This is a genomic window from Alteromonas sp. ABV4_515 (assembly GCF_056160345.1).
Window position 1 is genome coordinate 340,055 of record NZ_JBSWWZ010000007.1, and the last position, 24,620, is coordinate 364,674.

Genomic DNA, 24,620 nt, shown 5'->3' on the forward strand with positions numbered 1-24,620 from the left:
CTATTGCATCGGGTTCAGTTACGTTATCATGCGCCGCAGCCAAATTAGAAACGTTTAAAAAACAACCTATGACAGATAACTTACCGCTAGCGCCTGTTGTAAATTTCCCGAGTGGAAATATCACAATCAATCCTCAGCGCCCTTTGGCGTTTTCCTGCGTAGCAAGCAAATAATATCCAGGAGCGAAACCTGTGGAACTTCTGCAAAGTTATGGCATGACGCTTATCATTCTGGCCGCTGTGGTCGGATTCGTTATGGCGTGGGGCATCGGTGCCAATGACGTCGCCAACGCAATGGGAACCTCCGTAGGGTCCAAAGCGCTGACGATCAAACAAGCTATTATTATCGCGATGATATTTGAATTCGCTGGCGCCTATTTGGCGGGGGGCGAAGTAACAAGTACCATCCGTAAAGGCATTATCGACGCAACCTATTTCTCTGAGCGGCCAGATTATCTGGTACTTGGGATGATTGCGTCTTTGCTGGCCGCTGGTATCTGGCTGGGATTAGCGTCCTGGTTAGGTTGGCCGGTATCCACTACCCATTCCATCATCGGCGCTATCATTGGCTTTACTGCCACTGGCGTAAGTATGGATGCCGTTGAGTGGAGCAAAGTAGGTGGTATTGTGGGAAGCTGGGTTATTACGCCTGCTATCTCCGGTATTATTGCCTATCTGATTTTTGTCAGTGCACATAAACTGATTTTCGACACCGCAACACCGTTCAAAAATGCAAAACGCTACGTGCCTTTCTACATGGGGCTGGCCGGTTTCGTTATGTCGCTGGTCACCATCAAGAAGGGCCTGAAACACGTGGGTCTCACGTTCTCGCCTGAAATGGGTTACATCCTGGCGGTGGTGATTGCCATTATTCTGGGTGGTATTGGCCGTTACGCCATTTCTCGCATGAAGTTTTCTGAGAACCAGAGTGCCGATATTCAAAGCGCCAATATTGAAAAAGTGTTCGCCATGCTCATGGTGGTAACCGCTTGTTGTATGGCATTTGCTCACGGTTCCAACGATGTTGCCAATGCGATTGGTCCGTTGGCAGCGGTAGTAAGCGTAGTGAGTTCCGGTGGTGCCATTAACTCTAGTTCTGAACTGGCTCCTTGGATCTTACCATTAGGTGGTTTAGGTATTGTTGCGGGTCTGGCTTTATTCGGCCACCGGGTGATTAAAACCATCGGTCAGGGTATTACCCATCTTACGCCAAGCCGGGGTTTTGCCGCAGAATTGGCAGCAGCTTGTACAGTTGTTATTGCTTCGGGAACGGGATTACCTATTTCAACCACACAAACGTTGGTGGGTGCGGTTCTGGGTGTTGGCCTAGCGCGTGGTGTGTCGGCTCTGAATCTGGGCATTGTACGTAACATTGTGGTGTCGTGGATTGTGACCCTGCCTGCAGGTGCGATTCTGGCAATCGTATTCTTCTTCTGCTTGAAAGCGGCATTTGGTGTTGCCTAAGTAAGTAAACAGCCAAGCGAAAAAAAGCAAGCGTATAGAAACAAAAAGGCCGGTTACCCGCAAAGGTAACCGGCCTTTTTCGTATAGAAGTCGTTAAACCGGTGATGTAAATCCCTGTGGTTTAAGGCCATATAACGCGCACTCAACCTGCTCAAGAGTTTCTTCAGCCGTGCCGCCCATGATGTAACCCGGCACGCCTAGCCGTGATAGCGTACCCATCACCAGCGTAGTGGCACCGCAGGCGTTAGCTGTGTTAGCAATTTCCCGGCGGGGGTAACCACGTACCAGATGAACCTGTGGCTTCAACTCGCTGCCTTCACTGTCTTTTACTTCCAGGGCCAGAACACCCAGTAAGCGGTCAATTTCTTCCTGCCGTTCCTGACGGATAGCATTGAGGTCTTGCTGGGCAGCATCTTCATTAACACTGATGAACCCCTGACGCAGAATATTTTCAGGCACACCATCGTAAACATGCACGATATGCAGCGACGCGTTTTCCAGTGCAGCAAGTTGCCAGGCGTGGAAAAGAATATCGAATGCCAGTTGTTTACGCAGAGACACTTCATGCTCAGGATAGTGATAATTCACATCGATGGCTGCAACAACCTGCTTGTCTTTTTTTAACTCATCGGCCTGCATTATCCATACAGGGCAAGGGCACTTTCTCAGCAGGTGCTTATCGTCGCTGCTGGTAATGTAGCCCGACGCTTCGTTTTCGTTCTGCTTTATAACCAGGTCGTGGTTGTTGTTGGTAACATGATGGATGATATCGATAAACCGATCGCCAATGGTAACGACGGTTTTTACCGGATATTGCTGCGACCAGGTCGCAGCTTTTTCGTCGAGCCAGTCCTGCGCGGTTTGATTTATTGACGACTGGGACTCCAGATACTCAAACGACTGCATGATCATACGCGCATTCGGGGGCAACGACTCCATTGCCAACATTACCGTAAGCTTTGCCTGATATTTCTGGGCAATGTTCATTGCGCGTTGGACGAGGCCATCTTGTCCGTGCGTATCGTGTAACACACAAAGTATGTTGCGAATGTTTTCCTTCATGGGTACCTCGTATTAAACAAAATAGCTCGCCGTTGCTTCACTTTACTCAGTATAGTTTTTCTGTGGCTGAACCGTCGTGCCGTTTCATGACATTTCAGTGAATTTGCCAAAGCGCGATGGCAATAAAATATTGCAGTGGTTAAAATTTGAACTATTCGGTAAATGCTATTAAAGTAAATCAAACGCTAATTCTACCCACAGGATAATTCTGATGAAAGGATTCTTAAATGTTTTACCCGTTGTATTAGCTATAGGTTGTTCTTTTGCTGTAGTGAGTGCACAGGCCACAACTATTTCCTCCGGCTTAGGCATTAACACCACCACCCGAATTTGCCCATACGCCACGAATGAAATGGAGTGTATCGCCCAGTCTTACGACCCGTATCCGAATGAAATCATTGCAGAAGAAGTGGTCGTAAATAACGCCACGTTTGTGGCTTTAGAGTCTTATTCAAGCTGGGCTACCGCCAGTCTCGACCCGGACCTATTCTTCCTGCCAGAAGTCCATTTCTATGCTGAAGGCGATTTACAGGAACGCGCTTCCTCAAACGTGGCTGCGTATCAGCAATTTGAATGGACAGGCGCGAGTGATACGCTCACCTTTACCACGTCTTTCGATTTTACAATGTCGGCGGGCGAGTGGGATGGAGACACCGACAGCTATTTCTTTTCCAACCTGGTGTTATTCGAAACGTTAGAGAGCCACATTGGCTTTGCGCCGCAGTGGTCCAACGAACTCGGTGCAGCAATGTATCATTCTGACGACTACGCCATTGGCAGCGGCGAGCTGGTTGAAGAGTCACTCTCCCTTTCTTTAGCGGTGAACCCTGGCGATACCTTCTATGTTATGGCTATTGTGCAGGGCGGTGGAATGAACGGGGGCTGGGTAGATTCCAGCAACAGCTTGCTGAGCAGCGTTAGTGCTGTAAATACGCCATTTGAGGCACTGTCGCAAAGTTTACAGGCGGTAACTGCTGTGCAGGTGCATGAGCCCGGCACTTTCGGCATGTTTATGGCAGTGAGCTTGATTCTGGTTATCCGGCGCATGAACAAATAACACTGGCGTTGTAAGGGCTACTGCGTAAATAACTGATGACTTATGTTATCAATATGGTAGATTAGAAGTGTGTGTTCTAATCTATTATTTTATCTATGAAGTGGCCTAACCTTAAACATTTGCATTATTTGGTAACCCTCCATCAGGAGCAGCATTTTCACCGTGCAGCTCAACGTTGTAATGTGAGTCAGTCTACGTTAAGTACTGCAATTCAGAATCTGGAAGAGCATTTCGGTAGCCAACTACTTGAGCGCGAACACAAAACCTTTGTATTCACCTCGTTGGGGCTGGAAGTAGTCGCCAGAAGTAAAATCCTGCTTCAGGAAGCGGGAGAGTTGGTAGAATTTGCGCAGAATGCTGGGAACTGGGAAAAAGGGAAACTCAAACTCGGCGTTATTCCAACCATCGCCCCGTTCATGTTTGAGGGTATGATTGGCGCATTTAAAGCCTTTTTACCTGACATATCGTTAGAACTTCAGGAAGATACCACGCAAAACCTGCTGCAGCAGCTTTCCGACGGGCAACTGGATTTACTCATTCTGGCGCTTCCCATGGATACGCCGGGTTGTAAACAAATGGTTCTGGGCCAAGATCCCTTCCACTTAGTCGCCCATGAAAATTTGGCTGGTTCGTTACCCGATCCCTTCGATATCACTACGTTACCCAACAACAGTATCTTTCTGCTGCAGCAAGAGCACTGTATGACGGGCCATGCGGTGAGTGCCTGTAACCTGCAACACAGTGAACAGGTAAGTAGCCTGGCTGCCAGCAGTTTGTACACGCTGGTTCAGCTAGCGAACAGTAAGCTGGGATATACGTTTTTGCCAGAACTGTCGTTGAATCAAAACATCATTCGCAACACCGAACTGAAAGCGTTGCCTGCGGAAGATAATGCCTATCGGGAAATTGGATTGGTGTGGCGTTCTGGCACTACCCGTATGCGTCTTTTCCGTCGTATTGGTGAAGTGCTGTCGCCGTTGTTACCCATCCCAACGCTGAAATAGCTTTTAAGCAATACTTTGTGGTTGGCATGAAATAGTTGTTAATGAAGTGTGTTATCGATCGCTACTGTTCAGCGCGAAAAGATTACACACTTCATTATACTTTAGTAGGCATTTTTATCGCTAAAACCACCGACTACTGTCTTTAAAATGATCTTGAGATCAAAGCCGACAGACCAGCGGTGCATGTAATCCAGGTCGTATTCAACCCGTTTTGCCATCTTATCTAGCGTATCCGTTTCGCCACGCAAACCGTTCACCTGCGCCCAGCCTGTAATGCCCGGACGAATTTTGTGACGCAGCATATAACCGGTGATCAACTTACGGTATTCCTCGTTATGCGCAACCGCATGAGGGCGAGGGCCAACAATTGACATTCTACCTTGTAACACATTGATAAACTGCGGCAATTCATCTAATGAGGTACGGCGTAAGAAAGCGCCAAGGCGTGTTACCCGAGGGTCGTTCTTCGTCGCTTGCTTCACAACGTTACCGTTATCCTGGGTAGACATAGAGCGGAACTTATAAACCGTAATCTCTTTGCCATCCAGGCCGTAACGTTTCTGACGGAAAATAGCCGGGCCAGGCGATGTTAATTTCACCGCTGCTGCAATACACAGCATGGGAATGGCTAACACGGTAAGAATACCCGTACCTACGATGATATCTTCTATACGTTTCAGTACGTTATCTGCACCTTGGAACGGGGTGTCGTATACACTCAACGCCTGGGCGTTGCCCACACTTTGCCAACGTGAGTTCAACAGGGTGTACATGAAGAAATTCGGGATCAAGTACACGTTGGCAGTGGTATCACTACACTTTTCCAGAATCGACTTGATACGGTCTTCTGCACTGGTAGGCAGCGCAATATAGATGTAATCGATTTGATGGGCTTTCGCTAACGCAATCGCTTGATCAATATTACCTTTTATCTGATCAGAGAAGTTTTCCGCTACACGGTCGCGTGGACGATCGTCATACACACCGTGGAAATGAATACCCAATTGGTCGTTATTCATCATCTGCACAGCCATGTTGTAGCCTACATCGTTTGCACCGATGATAATGGCAGAACGGGCGTTTAAGCCGCTGCGACGCACTTTAAACAGGATCTGACGCAGCACTAAACGCCAGCTTGTAAGACCCACTAACGCCGAACCAAACCAAACGCCTGTCGCAGTTGTTGTAAGCGGCAGTGCATGGGCGAATGCGAAGGCGAAAATAAGGGTAGCCCCAAAACTAATGATGCCGCCAATCGCTGCGGTTTTCATTAGCGCGCTGGTGTGGCTTGAACGCCAAGAACGATATAAATCAAGGGCTTCCGCGGAAACCTGAAAAGCGACTACGCTAATAAATAGCAAAATCAATGTTCCCGTGGTTACAGGCACAGCGTAATAGAACATGGTCGCGTAAAAACACAGCGTAATAACAGACAGATCTACCAGTCTGTATACCGTTGAAAAGCTGCTTTGATACGAGCTTGAAATACCACTGCGCTCATCGTTCACCCTAAGGGCGTTGCTATTCAGCGTCTGACTTTGCAGTAAATTGAATTTCATTTTTTCGTCTCTCCGAAGTGTGACGTGCCTGTTTATCAATGAGTTACAGGTAACTGCACGGCTATGGCAATTTGTACGTCACAAAATTTAACCGTTTCCTGTAATAGGTAATGCAGATCCCGTTCCAGTTTTTTTCAGTATTGAAAGAGGTGAAATGTAAAAGTTTTTTGAAGTGTCATTCGCTGGCATACAAATCGCATAGTCAGCATTTCAAATATTCGATCGATGCTTTCCTGCACGGTCATGAAATTGAATTTTTCGGGAGAACATATGTCTAAAAGGACTTCAGTTGCTATCGCCATTTCCTTTTGTTGTACACACGCCGTATCTGCTCAGGAAGAGGGGACTATTCAGGTTGGAAAGTTCGATTTGAAACCTGTTCTCACCACTGATTTCCTCAATATCGACAACGTGACTTATGCCAGCGACGCTGAACAAGAAATTAGTAGCTGGGTGGGAATCGTCTCTCCAGAATTAAATGCGTATACCGAATTCAACGGACATAAAGTGAGTATGGGCTATCGCCTTGAGCGCGGAGAGTATTTCTCCAGTGAAGCCGATAACTACACAGACCATTTCGCCAACGTAAAAGGCGACTTTGAAATTAATGACCGTAACAGATTGAAAGGCACGCTACGCTACGAAGATGGCCATGATGAACGTGGTCGTCGTTATTCAAACGGCTTCGGTAACGAGTTAACCAGTGTAGACACCTACAAAGAAACGGGCGCTTCTGCGGTTTATTCTTACGGCGCGTTATCCGCTTTTGGCCGTCTGGATTTGTCGGTCGGTTATGAAAATATCGACTATGACAACAACGAAGAAGTGTATCTTATTCGAGACAGAGACCGTATGAAGTACAACGCGCAGTTCTTGTATCGTCTGTGGGAAGGTACCAATTTAGTGATTGATGCCCGCCGTGACGAAATTGAATATGACTATGATGCGAATCCAGAAAGTCCTCTCGACAGTGACGAAAACAGTATTTTGGCTGGTTTAAGTTGGGACTTCGACGAAGTTACGCAAAGTTTTGCGAAAATAGGCTATAAAGAGAAGACGTTCGATGCACCTTCTCGCGACGACTTCAACGGCTTAGCGTGGGAAGTGGGCGTTCGATATCTGCCGTTTACTTACTCCCAGTTTACTCTAAGCACTAAACAGGATACGCGGGAGACCAACAGTGAAGCCGACTACATCCGTAGCACAGATTACCTGGTAAGTTGGAAGCACGATTGGTTACAACGTTTTTCTACTACTGCATCGCTGGCATTTATGAACGATGATTACGAAGGCGACGTAGAAGATTTAAGACAAGATGATACAACCAAACTCACACTGGCAGCAGATTATGAATTCCGTCGCTGGTTGACCTTCGGATTGTATTATTCGATGAGTGAGCGTGACAGTAATAGCGAATTCATCGAGTACGACAGAAATATTTACGGACTAACAGCAAGGGTAACGCTTTAATGAATGCAATTGCAAAAAGGACATTTGCCGCCTTTCTTTTACTAATGACGGCCTTTATGGTTCAGGCGCAGGAAGGCAATGCCAGTATGAGTTCATATAGACTGGGGGTAGGAGACAAAGTTGCCATTAATGTATTTGGTCAAAGCGACCTGTCCATGGAAACCCGTCTGCCGGATGTGGGCATTATCAATTATCCCTTTCTTGGCGAACTCAAGCTTGTCGGGCTCACTCTCTCTGAAGTAGAAAAGCTGATTTATAACGGGCTGGAAGGGGATTATCTGGTTAATCCTTCTGTTGCCGTGTCTATTGTTGAATATCGTCCTTTCTTCATTGACGGCGAGGTGAAGAATCCCGGCGGTTATCCCTATCAGCCAGGATTGTCTGTGAATAAGGCTGCGGCGCTGGCTGGCGGTTACACCGAGCGGGCGTCCCGCTCAGATATTCAAATTGTTCGCGAACGCAAAGGCGAGCAGCAAACCATTGAAGTGAATGTGAGCCATCTGATTCAGCCTGGCGACATCATTACTATTCCACAACGTTTTTTCTAGAAACCGTGTCTGTGCAATCCCAACCTGTTTGGGGCATGAAATTTTGAACTTAAAGGATCTTATATGTCGTTGAAAATGAAGGACTCGCTTCAGACAAGTATTCTGGACGATGAAACCATCGACTTTGCACACTACTGGCAGGTGTTTAAACGCTATTTTGGTCGTATCTTGTTGTTAGCCATACTGTTTACGGTATTGGTTGGTCTTATTGTGATGCGCATGACCCCGATTTATTCCGCTACGGCCAGCCTGCTCATTGAGTCGCAGCCGGCCAACGTTATGTCTATCGAAGAGGTGTATAAATCAGACACCACGCGCAAAGATTACATGCGTACCCAATACCAAATCATTCAGTCTCGCCAAGTGGCGGCCCGTGCCGTTGACGAGCTCGATTTGGCGAATGATCCTGTTTTCATGCCGCCTTCAGATGGCGAAAAGTCAGTTATTACGCAAGCGAAAAACTTCGTTATGGATAACTTGCCGTTCATCGAGAAAACGGAAAAAGCACCGTTAAGCGAAGAAGCGCGAATGGAGAAGCGTCGACAAGCTGCTATTAATAAGCTGATGAAATCCATTGATGTTTCTTTGGTAGAAAATACCCAGGTTATCAATATTACGGCTACCAGCGACTCGCCCCGTTTGGCGGCTGCCATCGCCACCACCATGGGCGATGTGTATGTAGAAAATTACCTGTCAGCTAAAGTAGAAATGACCACCAAAGCCACTTCTTTCTTAACGGAGAGTATGGATGGCCTGCGTGACAAGCTGCAAACAGCTGAGCGGGACTTGTCTCAATTTTACGAGAAAAATCAGTTAGTCAATCTCAGTAATGGCGTGGTCGGTTTAGCTGCCGAAGAGTTGGAGCAACTCAGTGATCAGCTGTTAAAAGCGCAAACGACACTGAAACAAAACCGTACTATTTACGAGCAAACGCAAAGAAACGGTGCTGATTACGGTGCACTGGCGAGACTGCCGGAAGTACTTAACCACGCAAATATTCAAAGTGTGCGTCGTCAGGAAGCGGAAGCAATGAGTCGGGTATCTGAGCTGAGTAAAGTATTCGGGCCTAAACACCCGCAGATGATCGCCGCGAATGCTGAACTCACCTCGGTGCGCGATACCTTACAAACGCAAATTCGCGATTTGATTTCGAGTATTACTACGCAATATCGTGCGTCTCAGGAACGTGTTGCTACCCTGCAAACCGAAGTGTCAAACGCGAAATCTGAGTACCGTAAGCTGTCGAATCTTGAAAACACCCGCCGCGCATTGCAGCGCGAAGTAGATATTAACCAGCAACTTTATAACTCAATGTTTACCCGCTTGAAAGAAACCAGCGAAATGGGTGGCTTTGAGTCGGCCAATGCCCGGGTGCTTGATCCTGCACCGGTGCCGAATAATCCTACTGCACCGAATAAAACTTTGCTGATTGTGGCAGCCTTTGTTGCCAGCTTCGGATTCGGAGTTCTGCTGGCCTTCGTGTTAGAAGCGATGAATAGCGGTGTGCGTTCTGTCGATGATGTGGAGAAAAAACTGGGGCAGCGCATGCTGGGCCTCATTCCACTTATCCACGTTAAACGCCGTCAGGACATGGATTTGCGTGCATTCTTCGACAACAAATTCCACCAGTTCAGTGAGTCGGTAAGAACGCTGAGAACCAGTTTGTCGCTGATTAACCTAGACCGTCAGAATCAGGCCATTCTCGTCACGTCGTCTGTGCCTAAAGAAGGTAAAACCACCGTTTCAGTAAACCTTTCTTTTGCGTTAGGTCAGTTAGACAAAACCATTCTAATTGATGCGGACTTACGTCGTCCGGTTGTGGGCAAACGTTTCAACGTACCCAATTATCAGCCTGGATTGTCTAATCTGATCATGAAAACTCACTCGCTGCGAGAGTGTGTGGTGCACGATGAGCAATCTGGCATCGACATAATTTGTGCGGGCAGTATTCCATCTAACCCACAAGAATTATTAGATGGCGACGGATTTAAAGCCCTAATCAATCATCTTAAGAAAGAATACAAGTATGTGGTTGTGGATACCGCGCCAACACAGGCGGTATCAGATGCTATGGTGGTATCGAAAAGCTGTGACTCGGTGATTTACGTCGTACGCGCAGACAGTACCAGCGAGAAGATGATCAAGAACGGACTAGGCCGCTTCTTACAAGTAGGACACCGCGTAGATGGCGTGGTACTGAACCAGGTTGACCTGAGAAAGTCTGACGTTTCGCAACGCTATGGTGGTTTCTACGACCAGTACGGTTACAATACAAACTAAGATGAGTAACAAGGGTGTAGTATTGTGATCGACGTACATAGTCACATTATTCCGGGCATCGATGACGGTGCCCGCACAATGGAAATGGCACTGGATATGGCCAGGCAGGCCGTTGAGGCAGGGGTTACCCACCTTGTCTGTACGCCTCATATTCATTGGGGAACGTTCGACAATACCCAGGAAAATATTGAAGCGGGCTTTCAGGAATTGAAAGTGGCTGTGGCAGAGCAGGGCATTCCGTTGTCTTTGTCCTGGGCAGGAGAAGTGCGGGTAAACGAAATGGTGCCTGTTTGGTTTAAGCAGTCAAAATTGCCCTATCTCGGCACCCATAAAGGGAAACAGGTTTTGCTGCTGGAAATGCCGCACAGTAATATGCCCGCCGGTTTAGATCAGCTCTTTCGATGGTTACACAATGAAGGCGTTCAACCATTAATTCCTCACCCGGAACGAAATCGGGACGTGTGGAAGCGTCCAGAGAAAATTCAGTGGTTGCGCAATCAAGGTTGCTTACTTCAGGTGACAGCTGGCGCGTTCATTGGCCGTTTTGGTGAGCACGTAGAAGAGCTGGCCATGAACATGTTGCAAGAAAATCAAATTGATATGGTTGCTTCAGATATGCACGACACGAAACGCAGGCCCAATGATATGGGGGCTGCCTACAAGGTAGTGTGTGAGCACGCTTCTGAAGACGTAGCGAACAGATTGTTCAAGACGAATCCCGCTGCCATTGTGGGTGTTGACCTTTAGGTGCGCAAAAACACGCCGCATTATCAAACCATCAAAGCCCGCTTTTTAGCGGGCTTTGTGTTTTTAAAATACGTTTTGTTTGAACCACCTCCATATTCCTAAATTAGCTTTCACAGTGTTTCGTTTACTTACGGGGAGCTGCCTTTTCTCAATGTAATGAAACTATTTCGAGTTAGTGAGTAAATGTTGCTAGCTGGCTACACGATCTCTTCAAGATATCTCTATCTATTAGCCAAAAGTATAGTTTTTCTTAAATTCGGAGAAAAAACTATTACCTCTTTTAGACCTGTGCAAGATGAAGTGAATGAATTTAAATTGCTGATTTGTTGGTTGTTTTTTATTTCATTTCTCTGTTGGATTTACTTCCTGCTTGTCAGCTTCTTATAAACAAAAGTGCTAAACAGGTTTTTCTAATTACTTGGCACAGAAGCTGAATATATCTTCCACAAAGGGCCTTTCATTCACAACCTGACGGTCAAGGAAAATACCATGGCAAAGCCGGCAACTGACATCGCTTTTATCATCAACTCGCTTGAAGGGGGTGGTGCGGAGCGTGTTATGAGTAAACTGCTGGCAATTATGGAAGCGGATTTCTTGTCTGCGGGTTTCCGTGTTCATCTTATTCTGCTGGATAACCTGCCAGAACAGCAACAAGTACCGACCTATGTGAATAAAGTGGTGTTAGACACCAAAGGTAGCCTTCACGCGGGATACAAGGCGCTGAAACATGTCTTGTTTTCAGTAAAGCCAGATATCTGCGTATCGTTTCTTACCCGTGCCAATATGCTTAATGTTGCGCTTGCTAAGCGATTTGGTCATCAGGCAATTATTAGTGAACGTGTGAACACCAGCAGCCACTTGTCAGGCGGCTTGAAAGATCTCATTTCTAAAATTTTGGTACGTGCGAGCTATCCTTCAGCAGACTTAATTATTGCAGTCAGCGAGGGGGTAAAAGCCGATCTGGTAGAAAACTTCGGCGTGTCTGCCAGCAACGTACAAACCGTATATAACCCTTACGACATCAACGCCATCAATGCGTTAGCTGCTGAACCTGTATCTGATTTACCGGCAAAGCCTTACATCATTGGCACTGGCAGATTAGTTAAAAACAAAAACTTTGATTTGATGCTGAAGGCTGTCGCGGCGTCTAACATCGATCACGATATCGTGATTTTAGGTCAAGGCGATGAAAAAGCGGCGCTGCTAACCCGCGCTGCAGAGCTGGGATTAGAAAACCGCCTTCACCTTAAAGGGTTTAAGTCGAACCCGTATCCGTATATTAAAAACGCGGACTTTTTTGTTTCTACCTCAAACGCAGAAGGTTTTCCCAATGCTATCGCCGAAGCGATGTGCTTAGGCAAAGCGGTGGTTGCAACGAACTGTGAATCTGGTCCGGCGGAAATTCTCACTGGTGAATACCTATATTCTGTACAAGGTTTCGAAGCGCAAGCTCACGGTTGCCTTTGCGAAGTGAACAGCGTCAGCGGCGTTGCCGACGCACTGAATTACATGGCGGCGGAAACCAACCGTAAAAAGTATGCCGACCGCAGTCAAAAGCGTGCCGCTAGCTTTTCCAATGAAGTATTTCGCCAACGTATTCGCGGTGCATTAGGTCTGAACATTACCCAACTGGAGCAGAAGTATGTTTCTGGTTGTTAAGGTTCTTTTCAGCGCCATCAGTGCATGGCTGGTATGGCAAACCGTTCGCCAGAACTGTAATAAGTATCTGGCTTTCGTTGTAGCGGCAGTGTGGCTGCGCTTTTTCCTGTCTGCATTTCACAACATTACTTATGAACCGCTGGTAGCTGGCTTTTCAATTAATGCGTTGGCTTCCATAGGCATAGCAGCAACCGGCGTTTTGATGTTACCACCGAAGGTTTTCCAGCTTCGAGTATTGCTACCCGTTTATGCATTTTTTGCGGCAATTATTGCCAGCGGAATCATTAACGGTGGTGTGGTAGGGCTTATCAACGTTGCAGTTAAGTGGCTGTTTTTTATGGTGCTTGCGTGCTCCATGTTTATGGCTATTCGCAAAACCAATAAAGATTATGTGCTAAGAAAATTGCTTGTTAGCTTTTTCCTGCCGGTGTCTCTGGCGCTGATGTCGGTGTTGCTTGGCGAGGTGAAGGCAACAGAAGCGGATGGTTCAACCAGCTATATTGGTGGATATAACCACGAAGCCGCATTCTCGATGATTATCGCTGGCTACATTCTGGTGGTGGGTTTACTTTCGCCCGGTGCTATCCGCTATCGTGGCCCATTATTTATGCTGGGCTGCGTGTTACTTATTCTGGTGAACTACCGTACGTCAGTACTGGCTATTTTACCTTTGGCCGCTATTTTTGCGTACACCGCCATGCAGAGCAAAATTCCTCATCGATTCAGAGGCGTATTTTTCATTGCTGCGTTCTTCGGTATGAGCATGCTATTTCTGCTTGCCAGCTACACCATGCAAGACCGTTTTGCCGACGTATTCGTATTTTTAACCAGTATCGACGACCTGATTAAAGCACCGTTCTATTACTCCGAAGCCGAGAAAGACATTTTCTCTGCTCGCGTTTATCTGTGGAGCATGTACCTGTACCAATACGCGAACGGTTCTTTAATTCATCAACTGGTGGGGTGGGGCCCTGAGTCCTGGTCGGGCGTGTTCCCGAAATATGCCCATAACACCTATGTATCGTTTTTGTATGAGTATGGCTTTGTGGGTCTGCTCACGTTTCTGTGCGCTGCAGGCAGCTTTGTCCTGCAGGCATTCAAAATTAAGAACAAGCAATTTGCCTTTACGCTTTGTTCTTCAATGGTGGGCTTTTTGATTATGAATTTCGCCACCATGCCTCTGTGGAATATCGAGGGGCTTATTTTATTTGCCATTTTAGTTGGCAACGCCATCGGACCGGTGAAATTACCTCGCAACGAGTGGTTTGCAGCACCAGCCTTAGAGTCTCGTCTGGCGAATTGATTTGAAGCTCAGGTCTCGCTGAGAATTTGGAGAATGTTATGAAATTATGTGCCGTAGGTCTAAGAGGAATTCCTGATGTGATGGGGGGCATTGAGTCTCACTGTCAGCAGCTGTATCCGCGCCTGGTTAAGTCTGGCATGGAAGTTACCGTGATTTGTCGTTCACCCTATGTAGACTCTTCTGTGAAAGAGTACAAAGGTGTGCAATTACGCTCGGTATGGACAATGAAGAGCAAATTCGTAGAAACGTTCCTACATACGTTTTTAGCGATTTTCTACGCCCGTTTTGTGGTGAAACCTGATGTGTTGCACATTCATGGCATTGGTCCGGCGTTGTTCACACCGCTGGCAAAACTGTTAGGTATGCAAGTGATGGTGACGCACCACGGTGCCGACTACGATCGCCAGAAATGGAATCAGTTCGCAAAAAACGTACTGAAGTTCGGCGAGACCATGGCGCTTAAATTTTCAGACCGCGCCATCGTTGTAGGCCGTTCGTTAACGAGTGCACTGAAGAACAAGTTCTCAAGAAAATCCAACGGCATCATGTTTGTGCCTAACGGTGCGAAAACCGATATGGATACCAACATGGGCGCAGAAGCGTTGCCTGCAGATCTGAAACTTGAACCAGGTAAGTATGTGCTTACTGTGGGCAGGCTAGTTCCTGAAAAAGGGTTTCACGATTTAGTTGAAGCCTATAAAAAAGCAGATACCGATCTGAAATTAGTTATCGTTGGTGGTGCCGACCACGAAGATGAGTACTCCATGAGCCTCAAAAAGCAGGCGGGAGACAACATCATTTTTGCGGGGCGTCGTCAGGGTGACGAATTGAATGCGCTGTATAAATTTGCCCGCGTATTTGTTTTACCTTCCTATCATGAAGGTCTGCCCATTGTTGCATTAGAAGCTATTGCGGCGGGTACAGAGGTTATCATCAGTGACATCACCCCAAATGCCGACATCGGTTTACCAGAAGATGCGTATTTCCGCGTGGGTGACACCGACCAACTGGCTTATAAATTAACGCATGTGAATGAGCTGGCGCTGGCGATAAACAAAGAAGCGTTCCTGAACACGTTCAACTGGGATTCTATTTCTGACGACACGTTTGTTATTGCCAATAATCTGGCTATGGGACTTCCGGCTCAACCTCGTACGGCGGCGTAATGAAAGAAAACCGAAAACTGTTTCTCTACCCATTTGTACATAGCAACGGTTTTGTTGAACGCATAAAGGGGGCATTCTCTGAACTTGGCTATGATATTAAACCATTCAAGAAGTTGTTTCGCCCGGCTAATTTATTTAGCCGGGACGAAAATTGGCTAGTACTGAACTGGTATGAAGATCAGCCATTTCGGAAAGGCATGTCTGGCCCAAAGCGTTGGGCTTTCCTGTTCGCATTTTTTCTGACTGTTTGCTCTATTCCTTTGTTTAGCAACAAGGTGATTTGGGTTCGTCATAATTACAAACCTCACAATGTTGCCGAAAAATCCTCGTTATATAACCTGATCCTGCGTTTACTTTCCATGGTTGCCGACAGAGTTGTCACCCTGGAAATGACCGATAAAATCGAGTCCAGTGTGGTCAAACACCCGTTGTATTTTAACGATAGGGATTTATTTCAATTCTTTGAAGGCATTGGAGATACCCAAAAGACACATGATTTCTTGTATTTTGGGTCGATCAAGCCTTATAAGCGCCTCGATAAATTGTTAGAGGTGTGGCCGGTGGCGCAAAAGCTGGAAGTAATGGGCTTTTGTTCCGACAAGGATTATGCAGCCAAATTGCATGGGATTATTGAGCAGAGGGGTTTGCAAGTGGATTGGAACAATGCGTTCGTTAAAGAGGAAACGCTGGAAGCAGCCATTTCTGATACGCGGTTTGTGATTATGGCTCACGATGATAATGCCATGATTTCATCAGGCACGTTCTATATGGCGATGAGTCTTGGGGCGAATGTGCTATGTTTCGACTCCGCTTTCGCCAGAATGAAAGCGCGGGAATTTCCTTTCGTTAAAATTCTCCAGCCAGACAACCTAGAGTCACAGTTAGCTAATCTCGATTATGTCGATTCCAGTGTAGTGATAAACCAGGCAGTGGATCGCTACGGCGAGCAGGCTATACGCGAATCCTGGCGTGTGGTGCTATCAACCTGAACTGATACCAACGCTAACGTCTTCATGATGTAGGCTACTACTGATAAACACTTTCAATGCAAAAAGCCCCGAGACAGTCGCCTCGGGGCTTTTTGATATCTGGTCTACAGCACAAAAAAACTTTGCACCGCTGTGTCAGCGGTGCACGTAGTATATGTAGAATTAGCTCGCCTTCGCAGTGGTTACCGTGCGGGCATTTACCATGTTAACCACTTCATCGTAAATAGCCTGGTCAATTCTGCTCAGTTCTGCAATTTTCGACATCAGTTCCGTGCTGCTGGTAATGGCAGAAGAGGCGCCACGATTTGGGCTAGTATTTTTGCTCGCAATATTGATGCGGGTGTTGAAACGCTGATTGAAATCTTCCTGCCATTTATCCATTTGCTCCAATGTGCCGAACACAGAAAAACGACGCAAATTGGCTACAGATTTAGCAATAACATCATCGGCATTTTCCCAAATTTCCTTGGCATCACGGTATCCAGAAAAATATCTCGCGTACGTCACCGCTGAACTGAGGGCTTTTTCTGAATTCAGATACTCTTCAATGTCGGTTTCATTTTTCTGCCATTCCGATTCTTTAAAGCGGTTGTACACGTATTCTGAAATAAAACGGTCAACGGGCTTACGTAGTATCGTCAGAAAGTGCCAGTCTTTGTAAAAATTACTCACCACCTCCGGGCGCGCCACACAGTGTCCGGTAGTGAAAACCTGGTATTTGCTACTAAGCTGAAAGGTAAGCTGCGTTTCTCTTGCTGTCATCATGTCTACGCCCAACAGCTGCTCGCATTCGCGACTGGCTCGGAGGTCTATGTGACCGGTGAAACGCGTGGCTTTTAACAGCGACGGATAAACGGCCTGATAAATCGCATTGGACAGAGAAACCCCTGCGCATTTGGGCACGTGGCAGAAGAAAATCTTAGGATAGCGGGCGAGATATTTTTCCGATTGCTGCTTCAGGATTTCTTGCATGATTCTTGCTCCATTGTATTCATGTTTGGGAAATCTTCACAGATTTCTGTTCCATTTCGGATTGATTTGTAAACTCACAGGGATACCAATGAGCATAAAATTCAGTGTTGTGATCACAACCTTCAACCGCCCCGCAGAACTCAAAGAAGCGCTGGATGGGGTGTATGCACAAATCGAGCAGCCGCTTGAGGTGATTGTTGTGAATGATGCATCTTCCTTGCCATATGATGACATTCTTGCTGAATTCTCTGCTAAACCCGATTTTCACTACTATTTCCTGAAAACGTCATCAGGTGCCAACAAGGCACGCAACATCGGTGTAGATAATGCCAAAGGCGATGTGATTGCTTTTCTGGATGACGACGACATCTGGCAGCCAGAGTATTTGTGGGAACACAAAAAGGCGTATGAGAAAGGCGCGGATGCAGTGGTGAGCGGTTACGCGGTATTGGGTAAGGAAGACGAGCTTTATGTACAGCCTTCGCGTCGCGTTGAATGGGATGTACTCAGAACTGGTAATCAGTATTGCGGTATGAGTGGGTTCAGTATTCGGAAATCGCTAGCGCTTACCGAACGGTTTGATGAAACACTGCCTAACGGGCAGGACTGGGACATGTATGTGCGCTTGCTGCAGCAAGACTACACGCTATTCAACATACCAAAACCCATTTTCCTTTATCGGTTCATGAACATGGATGGCATTGGCGCCAAGGTGGCGAAAATGACGCCCGACGAAGCGGTGGTGCGATTACGGTCAGCTGATAAGCATCGCCAGTTCCTCGGCGACAGAAACTACCGTAAACGGGTAGCCGCGCAATTGCTGGTATACCTGCCGCAGAAGAAGGACAAAATGAAGTGGGTGATGAAGTCAGTGCATATCGCTGGGTTGGCGACCACACTGAACCATCTGGCAGCGGTTACGGTAAAAAAATTACGTCAGCGCGTTAGCTAACCAACAGGAGCAAAACCATGGAGCTTTATCAGGATCAGTTTTCTTCGGAACACGATTATCGGCACCAAACTGAAACCCAAAAGACCCTTGTGATCGCCTCTACGGTACGCTCCGGTAGTCATATGTTGGGCCACTTGCTGCATCAAACCGATGCGTTTGGATTTCCTTTGGAATATGCAAACCGTAAGAATCTCGACGAGTGGAAAGCGCGACTGAATTGCAAATCCTTACCTGAAGTGCTGAAAGCCTTACAGGCTCGACGTACCTCATCGAACGGGACCTTTGGTATCAAGATTCATTACTCTCACGTGCAGGAATTTGGTGGCTTTAAGGCAATGTGCGACTTACTTCCCAATCCACACTTCGTGCTGCTTACTCGCGAAGATGTGATGGCGCAGGCGGTGTCTCTTGCGGTAGCCAAACAAACCGGGGCGTGGATTTCTGAACAGGGTAAACCGGTTGCCGATCCTGATTACCGGTTCGACGACATTGAAGCCGGGCTCCGCCGGGTGTGTCTCGAAAATGCGTCATGGCGTTACTCACTTGCCGCGTCGGGTTGCAAGTACATGGAATTGAATTTCTCTGATGTGCGATCTAATACCGTGAACACAGTATTGCGTATTGCTGATTTCATGGGTATCGATGTGGAGAGCCCGAAAATCCCCACATCACCAGTAACCAAACGACAAAGTAATGAACTGAACAAAAAGTGGTTGGCAAGATTCCAGCAAGAATTTAATGCCGACAACGAACTACTGCGATTTAACCAGGAAAGCATTTGGCACAAGCTGGCTAAAAAGCTCTCCTGATATTCCCGCTCATGGGTATAAAACACAAACACAAATTTGGATGAAAGGTGACTTTAAGCGTCACGGATAAGAAGGAAAAAGCATGCTGAACCAATGGGCTATAAAACAGACTCTGGCTGAAGAAAAGAAGCGAGTGTACTGGTGGCAGTCGAAAAAAGATGATCGCCCGAATATTGGTGACTACGTTGCTTATGATTTAGTAAAACGCGTGTTGGCCATGAAAGGCAAGCTGATTAAAGATAAGCTCAACCCCGACAACAAACTGGTGAGCGTAGGTTCGGTACTGCATTTCGCCCGTGATGGCGATACGCTGTGGGGAACTGGCTATAACCAGAAGATGGGCGACGACGTGATTAAATTCTCCGAGTTGGATGTGCGTGCGGTGCGCGGTCCGCTTACTCGTGAGTACCTATTAAATCGCGGGATTAACGTACCTGAAGTGTATGGCGATCCGGCCTTGTTGCTGCCTTATTTCTATTCCCGTCCGCTCATGGAAAAAGCAGACAAGAAAGACTACATCATCATTAACCACATGAACGATGACATGGCCCAATACGCAGGATACGAAAAGGACCTGGTCACGCCAATGCAATACCCAGGCTCCTTCATTGAAGCCATTGTTAACAGCAAACGGGTTATATCCAGCAGTCTTCACGGTATTATCATTGCCGAAGCGTATGGCATACCGGCCATTTTCTATGATTCGGGCAGCGGCGAATCCATGTTTAAATACCAGGATTACTATCAGGGAACCGGCCGTACCGATGTGCCTAAAACGTCTAGTCTGGAAGAAGGGATCTCGATGCACCTGGATACACCGCCAGACTTCACCGCGGTGACAGATAAGCTGTACAAAGCCTTTCCGTTCGATCTCTGGGGCGTGTAAAAACAACGTCTCACCTCTAGTTGCTCAAGCGTCTGCTAAGGCCCGCGTTGCACAAACGCGGGCCTCTCATTGAAACCCTCAGCGTTGTTGGCTATGCTTCCCGCATCTGTCGTCTGATGTGAGAAACTGCTGTGTGTGAACTTCTCGGCATGAGTGCCAATACGCCAACCGATTTGTGCTTTAGTTTTACCGGCCTGACCCGTCGCGGCGGTGAAACTGGCCCGCATAAAGACGGCTGGGGCGTGGCTTTCTACGAAGGAAAGGGCGTGCGCTTGTTTCATGATGCCGAACCTTGTGCCACTTCTCAGATTGCCGAATTTGTTGCCAAGTTACCCATTAAAAGCAAAACCGCCATCTGCCATATTCGTCAGGCCAACGTGGGCAACATCAACCTTTCTAATACGCATCCATTCACCCGGGAATTATGGGGGCGTTGCTGGGTGTTTGCGCATAACGGCCAGATCCCCGGTTTTACCCGACGCACCGGTATGTACGAAGCTATTGGCGATACCGACAGCGAAGAGCTGTTCTGTGATTTGATGAACCACGTGCGGCAAAATTTGCAGCGAGATGCCACCGCTGAGCAACTGGCGACGACGCTGGTGGCACTGTCGAAATCCTATGCCGAGCAAGGTGTATTCAACTGTTTACTGAGTAATGGTGATTGGTTATTTACTTTTTGCAGTACCAAGCTCGCCAGCATTACTCGCCGTGCGCCCTTTGGACCGGCTTGCTTGAAAGATGTAGAAGTGGCGGTAGATTTTGCCTCTGAAACGAATCCCAAAGATGTGGTTAGCATTATTGCGACAGAACCACTTACTCACGACGAGGAATGGGATGTTTACGAGCGAGGTGAATGGAAACTTTGGCAGTCGGGAGAAGTCATCGCTCAGGGCAAGGTAGATGTACCTGTACACAAAGCCGAGCAGGAAATGGTGAGCCCGAAAAATATGCCCAGAGACTGCGCATAAGGGCAACCAGCAGGGGCGTTTTACCTGCCCCTGCGTGAATGGTTCAGCGGTCTTACTCTATCGTGTCTTCTGCTAACGGTGTTTTGCCTTTCTTCTTCTGTTTTTTCCCAGATTTAAACTCGTTGACGATTTTCAGTGTTTTACGACGGAAGAATAATAGTAATCCTCCACAATAAATTACTCCACCAACGGCTACCAGAGCGGGCAGTTCGAGAAAAACATTGTCTAGTCCGAATACGTGGAAGCGTTCCAGATACAACACCACGGCGAACATGATCAGACCCACGAAGGTGAACATCCAGGTTTCTTTAAAGGCCAGGCTTAAATTCACATCTAAAGAGCGGCTCACCAGCCAGAATTTAAGAATAAGCGTGATGTAATTCGCTACTACCAAGGCACTGATCACAGCGTAAAGCCCCCAAGGTACAGCGGCCAACGGCAATAAGAAGTTAAAGGTAAGGTTGATGAGGTTCAATTTGAACGCCGCGCCAGGCTCTCCACGCGCAATGAGCAGGTTGGGCAAGTAGTACGCCATCACATTACAGGGCGTTTGCAGTGCCAGGATCGATAGCAGGTAGGCACTGTCTACCCACTTGTCACCAAATACCAAATCGATAAACGGGTGGGCGATGGCGCCCACACCAAAATAGACTGGCGTGACGAACAAGGCTGTCATGCTGACTACCCGACCAAAGGTGTCTGATAACTTATCGTCGCTAACCCGGGCAAGCCCTGCCAATGCAATACGATTCAGCGGTTGGAAAGTGAGGTTGTTCAATACCGAGAAGCCTTGTCTGGCTACAGAGGTATATGCGAACGTAGCTGCACCTAAAAACGCAGCAATAACGATATTGGACGTGCGCTGAGAGAAAAAATTCATAAACGACATGGCAATCAGCGGCTTAGCGAAATGAATGATTTCGGGTAGGTGCGTTTTATCTTTTACCCAGTGTGGACGGAACGTCGAACCATGCCAGGTAAGGGCGGTGGATACAAACGCCTGCACAATTTTACCAAAGATGATGGCCCATGCGCCGAACCCGGTTAGGGCTGTCGCTACAGAGACTACGCCGCCAACTAACACGCCAGCAGTGTCGTAGGCCGCCAGGCGCTTATTCAAGAAGTCCCGCTCCATCTTGGCTTTGTGTACCAGGCGAACCCCGTTGGCTAACGGAATAATAGCGAGTGCCGCAATGAGCTGGGCTGCGAGTTCTGAGTAGGTGTACCAAGCAACCGGTACAGCCACGGCAAACATGAGTACGGCTATGGCAAGCGACACGGCCATTAGGAACCAGAACGACAGGCTGGCAAACTCATTGTCCCATTTATCCCGTTGGATAAGGTTCTGCGAAACGCCTACCGTAACGAACAGGTTGCAGAATTCCACGACCATAAGACAAATGGCGACCAGACCAAACTCTTCGACCCCAAGAATGCGGGCCATGATGGCGTAAACGACGAAATTAACGAGCTGGCCTGCGCCATTGGCAGACAAGTTGAAGAATGCTCCCTTCAGGGAGCGGGCTTTTAACGACATAAAACGAAGCGTCCTTGTTACTTCACTGACTTAAAACTATTCAACGATTCCGTACAATGCCTGTGTGCCGTCTTCATTGCGTTGAGTAAAATTGTTAATACGATATTTGTCGCATTTAGGGAGCATAACGGTTTTACCGCCATTAAATAACGCCTCAGCGATTTGCTGATTCAGTTTGCTCTCTTCAAATACATAGGGCTCAGTAAGGGTTGCCTCAATTTTTGGGGCACCGGTTTTTAAATTATAGAAGTAGTTATTAATAAACTGCGAACCGCTATAGTTTTCCGGATCGTATACGGCGTAGCCTACCTGATTGTTGTCTTTCTCGGTGATCACAATGTTATTTTGTGCATAAGTCCAGAAGGTATCGTCGTTTTTAAAACGCGAGGCCGTTAGCCCGTTTCTGCCTACCGTGATCAAGTTATGCATAATCACACTTTGCCCCGACGGACTAGTAAGCAAGCCACCCATTTTTATTGAGGCCCATTGCTTGCCACGTAAATCACCCAGGTCGTGAATATAATTGTTGAAGATGAAGCTAGGGCCTACCCGAACCGGCGTAATACTGATGCCAGAATAGGTGTGAGAGATATCGTTATTGTAGACCAACACATTCTGCTGACCACCGTCTACTTCAATGGCATCGTCGTTTGAATAGGCCAGTTCATTATTGTAAATGGCTGAATCGCGGACGAAGCCGCCCAGTGGTTCTGCATTTTTACGACCTTCGATAATATCGTTAAAACGATGGGTCTGGGTGCCGTGGAAATGATTGTTACGCAGAATGACTTGGCCTTTAAATTTCGGATCAGGATGATTCGCGTGGGCAAGGAAAGCGTTCGGCCCTTTCGGATGACCAAATGACCAGTCATTCGCAATGGCACGCGGGTCGTGAATATTGCAGTTTTCTACCGTGATCACACCCGACTGTCGGAAGTAAATGGCAGAGTCGTAGTTTATCGCCTGGGCATCTTCCATTTCGAAAGCGATACCTTTTTTCATCACATTCGGGGCGCGTCCCCAGCCGGAAATATCACAGTTATTAATCCAGATGTCGTGGGCGCCCTCGCCGTAAAACCCATGGACTCTGGCGGCCTCAATGGTGATGTTTTCAAAATAAATATAGCTGTTGTCACCTACGTTTACCGCGTACTTCTCATCGTCACCAGCACGAATAACCGTGTCCGTGTCGCCGACAATTTTCGCGTAACCGTTTTCGTCACCTTCAATGCCCAGCGCTTCCAGATCCAATGTGCCGCCACGATAAATGTCTGACAGTTTGTACACCTTTTCCGGGTTAATAACCGGCGTATCTGGGCGGGTGGTGAATTGTGCAACGATTTCTCTTTCTACATCTTGCTGTTCGGTGAGAATAACTTTTACGTCGTAAGTGGTATTGGCTTGCAGATAAACTATCGGCCCTGTAAGCACACTGTTTACTGGCTCCCATGTCATGTCGCGGGCTTTTTCCCAGTTCTCCGAATCGGCGGGTTTGTAGAACATTGCCCCACGGGTATCGCGATCAGGATGGAATAAGGTAATGCTTGCTGAATTGATAAGCGGCTGGATGAACAGGCCATTTTCATCGGGTTCAGGCATGGTGGCCGCGGTGAGTAACCCTGCGCTTTCTGCCCACTTGTTTAATAATGTGGCGCGGATACCAAGATTATCCTGCAGATAATGGTAAAGCCCACCTTGCTCCAAGGGGAACAGAATAAAGGCCGTTCTTACCACATGACCCATGGCGGTTTCCGAGTCGGTAGCTTTTGCCAGCTTCAGAGTCGCTTCTTCCAGTGAAACCCCTTCGTTCATGGTCAATAATAGCTTCGCGGCTTCATCGGCATAGTCTGCTTTAAGCAAATTGAGAATACGTCCGTAATCCTTGGATTCAGCCAGTCCCAGCACAATAGATTCAGCGTCGCTGGCATCAGTAATATTCTGTTCCAGAAGCTTCTCTAAGGCCACGGTACCTGGCTGCGACGGGAGTACCGTGAGGTTTCGGGGTTCTGATTGTACCTGCGTGCAGGCCGACAAAGACAAGGTGCTGGCAATCAGCACCAGAATAAATGTCAGTGAATTACGTGAATTGAGCAGCGTTTGCGGCAAATGTCGCATTCAGGAACTCCGGTTGGAAATAAGAAATCAGGGTAAAGCAGTGTCGTATGTGCCTGCTTGCTGTGTATTGC

20 protein-coding genes are annotated in these 24,620 nt (G+C 47.4%); 15 read left to right on the plus strand and 5 right to left on the minus strand.

The features are described from left to right. Window positions 1-191 precede the first annotated feature (191 nt). Window positions 192-1,463 (plus strand): inorganic phosphate transporter, encoded by a 1,272-nt coding sequence (locus tag ACXAGX_RS17885; protein ID WP_070127491.1) that lies wholly within the window; start codon window positions 192-194, stop codon window positions 1,461-1,463. 93 nt (window positions 1,464-1,556) lie between these two features. Here ACXAGX_RS17885 and ACXAGX_RS17890 read toward each other — a convergent pair whose 3' ends face one another. Next, window positions 1,557-2,525 carry a universal stress protein gene (locus ACXAGX_RS17890; protein WP_474823522.1) on the minus strand — a complete coding sequence of 323 codons (969 nt, stop codon included), beginning with the start codon at window positions 2,523-2,525 and terminating at the stop codon, window positions 1,557-1,559. A 211-nt stretch (window positions 2,526-2,736) separates the two neighbouring features. On the opposite strand from ACXAGX_RS17890, the gene ACXAGX_RS17895 reads away from it, so the two are divergent. Both ACXAGX_RS17895 and ACXAGX_RS17900 read left to right on the plus strand, forming a co-directional pair. Next, window positions 2,737-3,582, plus strand: a complete 846-nt coding sequence (locus tag ACXAGX_RS17895) for a hypothetical protein (protein WP_474839983.1) — start codon at window positions 2,737-2,739, stop codon at window positions 3,580-3,582. 95 nt (window positions 3,583-3,677) lie between these two features. Continuing rightward, a complete protein-coding gene (locus tag ACXAGX_RS17900; RefSeq protein ID WP_474839985.1) occupies window positions 3,678-4,586 on the plus strand; it encodes a LysR substrate-binding domain-containing protein in 909 nt (302 codons plus the stop codon). Between the two features lie 101 nt (window positions 4,587-4,687). Here ACXAGX_RS17900 and ACXAGX_RS17905 read toward each other — a convergent pair whose 3' ends face one another. Continuing rightward, entirely contained in the window at window positions 4,688-6,145 is a 1,458-nt protein-coding gene (locus tag ACXAGX_RS17905) for an undecaprenyl-phosphate glucose phosphotransferase (RefSeq protein WP_474839987.1), read from the minus strand. 270 nt (window positions 6,146-6,415) lie between these two features. Here ACXAGX_RS17905 and ACXAGX_RS17910 point away from each other — a divergent pair, with 270 nt between their 5' ends. From ACXAGX_RS17910 to ACXAGX_RS17945, 8 genes are all read left to right on the plus strand, one after another. Beyond that, window positions 6,416-7,615 carry an outer membrane beta-barrel protein gene (locus tag ACXAGX_RS17910; RefSeq protein WP_474839989.1) on the plus strand — a complete coding sequence of 400 codons (1,200 nt, stop codon included), beginning with the start codon at window positions 6,416-6,418 and terminating at the stop codon, window positions 7,613-7,615. 86 nt (window positions 7,616-7,701) lie between these two features. Then, complete coding sequence (locus ACXAGX_RS17915; RefSeq protein WP_474839991.1) at window positions 7,702-8,163, plus strand: polysaccharide biosynthesis/export family protein; 462 nt, start codon at window positions 7,702-7,704, stop codon at window positions 8,161-8,163. A 63-nt stretch (window positions 8,164-8,226) separates the two neighbouring features. After that, a complete protein-coding gene (locus ACXAGX_RS17920; protein WP_474839993.1) occupies window positions 8,227-10,443 on the plus strand; it encodes a GumC family protein in 2,217 nt (738 codons plus the stop codon). 24 nt (window positions 10,444-10,467) lie between these two features. Beyond that, window positions 10,468-11,190, plus strand: a complete 723-nt coding sequence (locus tag ACXAGX_RS17925; RefSeq protein WP_474839995.1) for a tyrosine-protein phosphatase — start codon at window positions 10,468-10,470, stop codon at window positions 11,188-11,190. 489 nt (window positions 11,191-11,679) lie between these two features. Then, window positions 11,680-12,849 (plus strand): glycosyltransferase, encoded by a 1,170-nt coding sequence (locus tag ACXAGX_RS17930; RefSeq protein ID WP_474839997.1) that lies wholly within the window; start codon window positions 11,680-11,682, stop codon window positions 12,847-12,849. Continuing rightward, window positions 12,833-14,152 carry an O-antigen ligase family protein gene (locus ACXAGX_RS17935; RefSeq protein ID WP_474839999.1) on the plus strand — a complete coding sequence of 440 codons (1,320 nt, stop codon included), beginning with the start codon at window positions 12,833-12,835 and terminating at the stop codon, window positions 14,150-14,152. The genes ACXAGX_RS17930 and ACXAGX_RS17935 overlap by 17 nt, the downstream gene beginning before the upstream one ends. 38 nt (window positions 14,153-14,190) lie before the next feature. Beyond that, window positions 14,191-15,318: a glycosyltransferase family 4 protein gene (locus tag ACXAGX_RS17940; protein WP_474840001.1), complete on the plus strand. Its 1,128-nt coding sequence runs from the start codon at window positions 14,191-14,193 to the stop codon at window positions 15,316-15,318. Further along, window positions 15,318-16,307 carry a hypothetical protein gene (locus ACXAGX_RS17945; RefSeq protein WP_474840003.1) on the plus strand — a complete coding sequence of 330 codons (990 nt, stop codon included), beginning with the start codon at window positions 15,318-15,320 and terminating at the stop codon, window positions 16,305-16,307. Before ACXAGX_RS17940 ends, ACXAGX_RS17945 begins: the two co-directional genes overlap by 1 nt. A gap of 162 nt (window positions 16,308-16,469) precedes the next feature. Here the strand turns inward: ACXAGX_RS17945 and ACXAGX_RS17950 are convergent, their stop codons facing one another. Continuing rightward, on the minus strand, window positions 16,470-17,279 hold the full coding sequence (locus ACXAGX_RS17950; RefSeq protein WP_474823572.1) for a sulfotransferase family 2 domain-containing protein: 810 nt from the start codon (window positions 17,277-17,279) through the stop codon (window positions 16,470-16,472). Window positions 17,280-17,367: 88 nt separating this feature from the next. On the opposite strand from ACXAGX_RS17950, the gene ACXAGX_RS17955 reads away from it, so the two are divergent. From ACXAGX_RS17955 to ACXAGX_RS17970, 4 genes are all read left to right on the plus strand, one after another. Further along, window positions 17,368-18,231 (plus strand): glycosyltransferase family 2 protein, encoded by an 864-nt coding sequence (locus tag ACXAGX_RS17955; protein WP_474823576.1) that lies wholly within the window; start codon window positions 17,368-17,370, stop codon window positions 18,229-18,231. Window positions 18,232-18,248: 17 nt separating this feature from the next. Further along, window positions 18,249-19,040 (plus strand): Stf0 family sulfotransferase, encoded by a 792-nt coding sequence (locus tag ACXAGX_RS17960; protein WP_474840005.1) that lies wholly within the window; start codon window positions 18,249-18,251, stop codon window positions 19,038-19,040. 82 nt (window positions 19,041-19,122) lie between these two features. Then, the gene (locus ACXAGX_RS17965; protein WP_474823584.1) at window positions 19,123-19,926 is read left to right on the plus strand and encodes a polysaccharide pyruvyl transferase family protein; all 804 of its coding nucleotides are present in this window, start codon (window positions 19,123-19,125) and stop codon (window positions 19,924-19,926) included. 131 nt (window positions 19,927-20,057) lie between these two features. Further along, window positions 20,058-20,897: a class II glutamine amidotransferase gene (locus ACXAGX_RS17970; protein ID WP_474823588.1), complete on the plus strand. Its 840-nt coding sequence runs from the start codon at window positions 20,058-20,060 to the stop codon at window positions 20,895-20,897. Between the two features lie 52 nt (window positions 20,898-20,949). On the opposite strand, the gene ACXAGX_RS17975 is transcribed toward ACXAGX_RS17970, so the two are convergent. After that, window positions 20,950-22,434, minus strand: coding sequence for an oligosaccharide flippase family protein (locus ACXAGX_RS17975; protein WP_474840007.1), 1,485 nt, complete (start codon window positions 22,432-22,434; stop codon window positions 20,950-20,952). Between the two features lie 36 nt (window positions 22,435-22,470). After that, the gene (locus ACXAGX_RS17980; protein WP_474840010.1) at window positions 22,471-24,549 is read right to left on the minus strand and encodes a right-handed parallel beta-helix repeat-containing protein; all 2,079 of its coding nucleotides are present in this window, start codon (window positions 24,547-24,549) and stop codon (window positions 22,471-22,473) included. Window positions 24,550-24,620: the final 71 nt, after the last annotated feature.

What these genes read in the sequence shown, in the direction of transcription:
- ACXAGX_RS17890 (WP_474823522.1), bottom strand. Translation starts at nt 2,525, where the DNA reads ATGAAGGAAAACATTCGCAACATACTTTGTGTGTTACACGATACGCAC.
- ACXAGX_RS17895 (WP_474839983.1), top strand. Translation starts at nt 2,737, where the DNA reads ATGAAAGGATTCTTAAATGTTTTACCCGTTGTATTAGCTATAGGTTGT.
- ACXAGX_RS17900 (WP_474839985.1), top strand. Translation starts at nt 3,678, where the DNA reads ATGAAGTGGCCTAACCTTAAACATTTGCATTATTTGGTAACCCTCCAT.
- ACXAGX_RS17905 (WP_474839987.1), bottom strand. Translation starts at nt 6,145, where the DNA reads ATGAAATTCAATTTACTGCAAAGTCAGACGCTGAATAGCAACGCCCTT.
- ACXAGX_RS17910 (WP_474839989.1), top strand. Translation starts at nt 6,416, where the DNA reads ATGTCTAAAAGGACTTCAGTTGCTATCGCCATTTCCTTTTGTTGTACA.
- ACXAGX_RS17915 (WP_474839991.1), top strand. Translation starts at nt 7,702, where the DNA reads ATGAGTTCATATAGACTGGGGGTAGGAGACAAAGTTGCCATTAATGTA.
- ACXAGX_RS17920 (WP_474839993.1), top strand. Translation starts at nt 8,227, where the DNA reads ATGTCGTTGAAAATGAAGGACTCGCTTCAGACAAGTATTCTGGACGAT.
- ACXAGX_RS17930 (WP_474839997.1), top strand. Translation starts at nt 11,680, where the DNA reads ATGGCAAAGCCGGCAACTGACATCGCTTTTATCATCAACTCGCTTGAA.
- ACXAGX_RS17935 (WP_474839999.1), top strand. Translation starts at nt 12,833, where the DNA reads ATGTTTCTGGTTGTTAAGGTTCTTTTCAGCGCCATCAGTGCATGGCTG.
- ACXAGX_RS17940 (WP_474840001.1), top strand. Translation starts at nt 14,191, where the DNA reads ATGAAATTATGTGCCGTAGGTCTAAGAGGAATTCCTGATGTGATGGGG.
- ACXAGX_RS17945 (WP_474840003.1), top strand. Translation starts at nt 15,318, where the DNA reads ATGAAAGAAAACCGAAAACTGTTTCTCTACCCATTTGTACATAGCAAC.
- ACXAGX_RS17950 (WP_474823572.1), bottom strand. Translation starts at nt 17,279, where the DNA reads ATGCAAGAAATCCTGAAGCAGCAATCGGAAAAATATCTCGCCCGCTAT.
- ACXAGX_RS17955 (WP_474823576.1), top strand. Translation starts at nt 17,368, where the DNA reads ATGAGCATAAAATTCAGTGTTGTGATCACAACCTTCAACCGCCCCGCA.
- ACXAGX_RS17960 (WP_474840005.1), top strand. Translation starts at nt 18,249, where the DNA reads ATGGAGCTTTATCAGGATCAGTTTTCTTCGGAACACGATTATCGGCAC.
- ACXAGX_RS17965 (WP_474823584.1), top strand. Translation starts at nt 19,123, where the DNA reads ATGCTGAACCAATGGGCTATAAAACAGACTCTGGCTGAAGAAAAGAAG.
- ACXAGX_RS17975 (WP_474840007.1), bottom strand. Translation starts at nt 22,434, where the DNA reads ATGTCGTTAAAAGCCCGCTCCCTGAAGGGAGCATTCTTCAACTTGTCT.
- ACXAGX_RS17980 (WP_474840010.1), bottom strand. Translation starts at nt 24,549, where the DNA reads ATGCGACATTTGCCGCAAACGCTGCTCAATTCACGTAATTCACTGACA.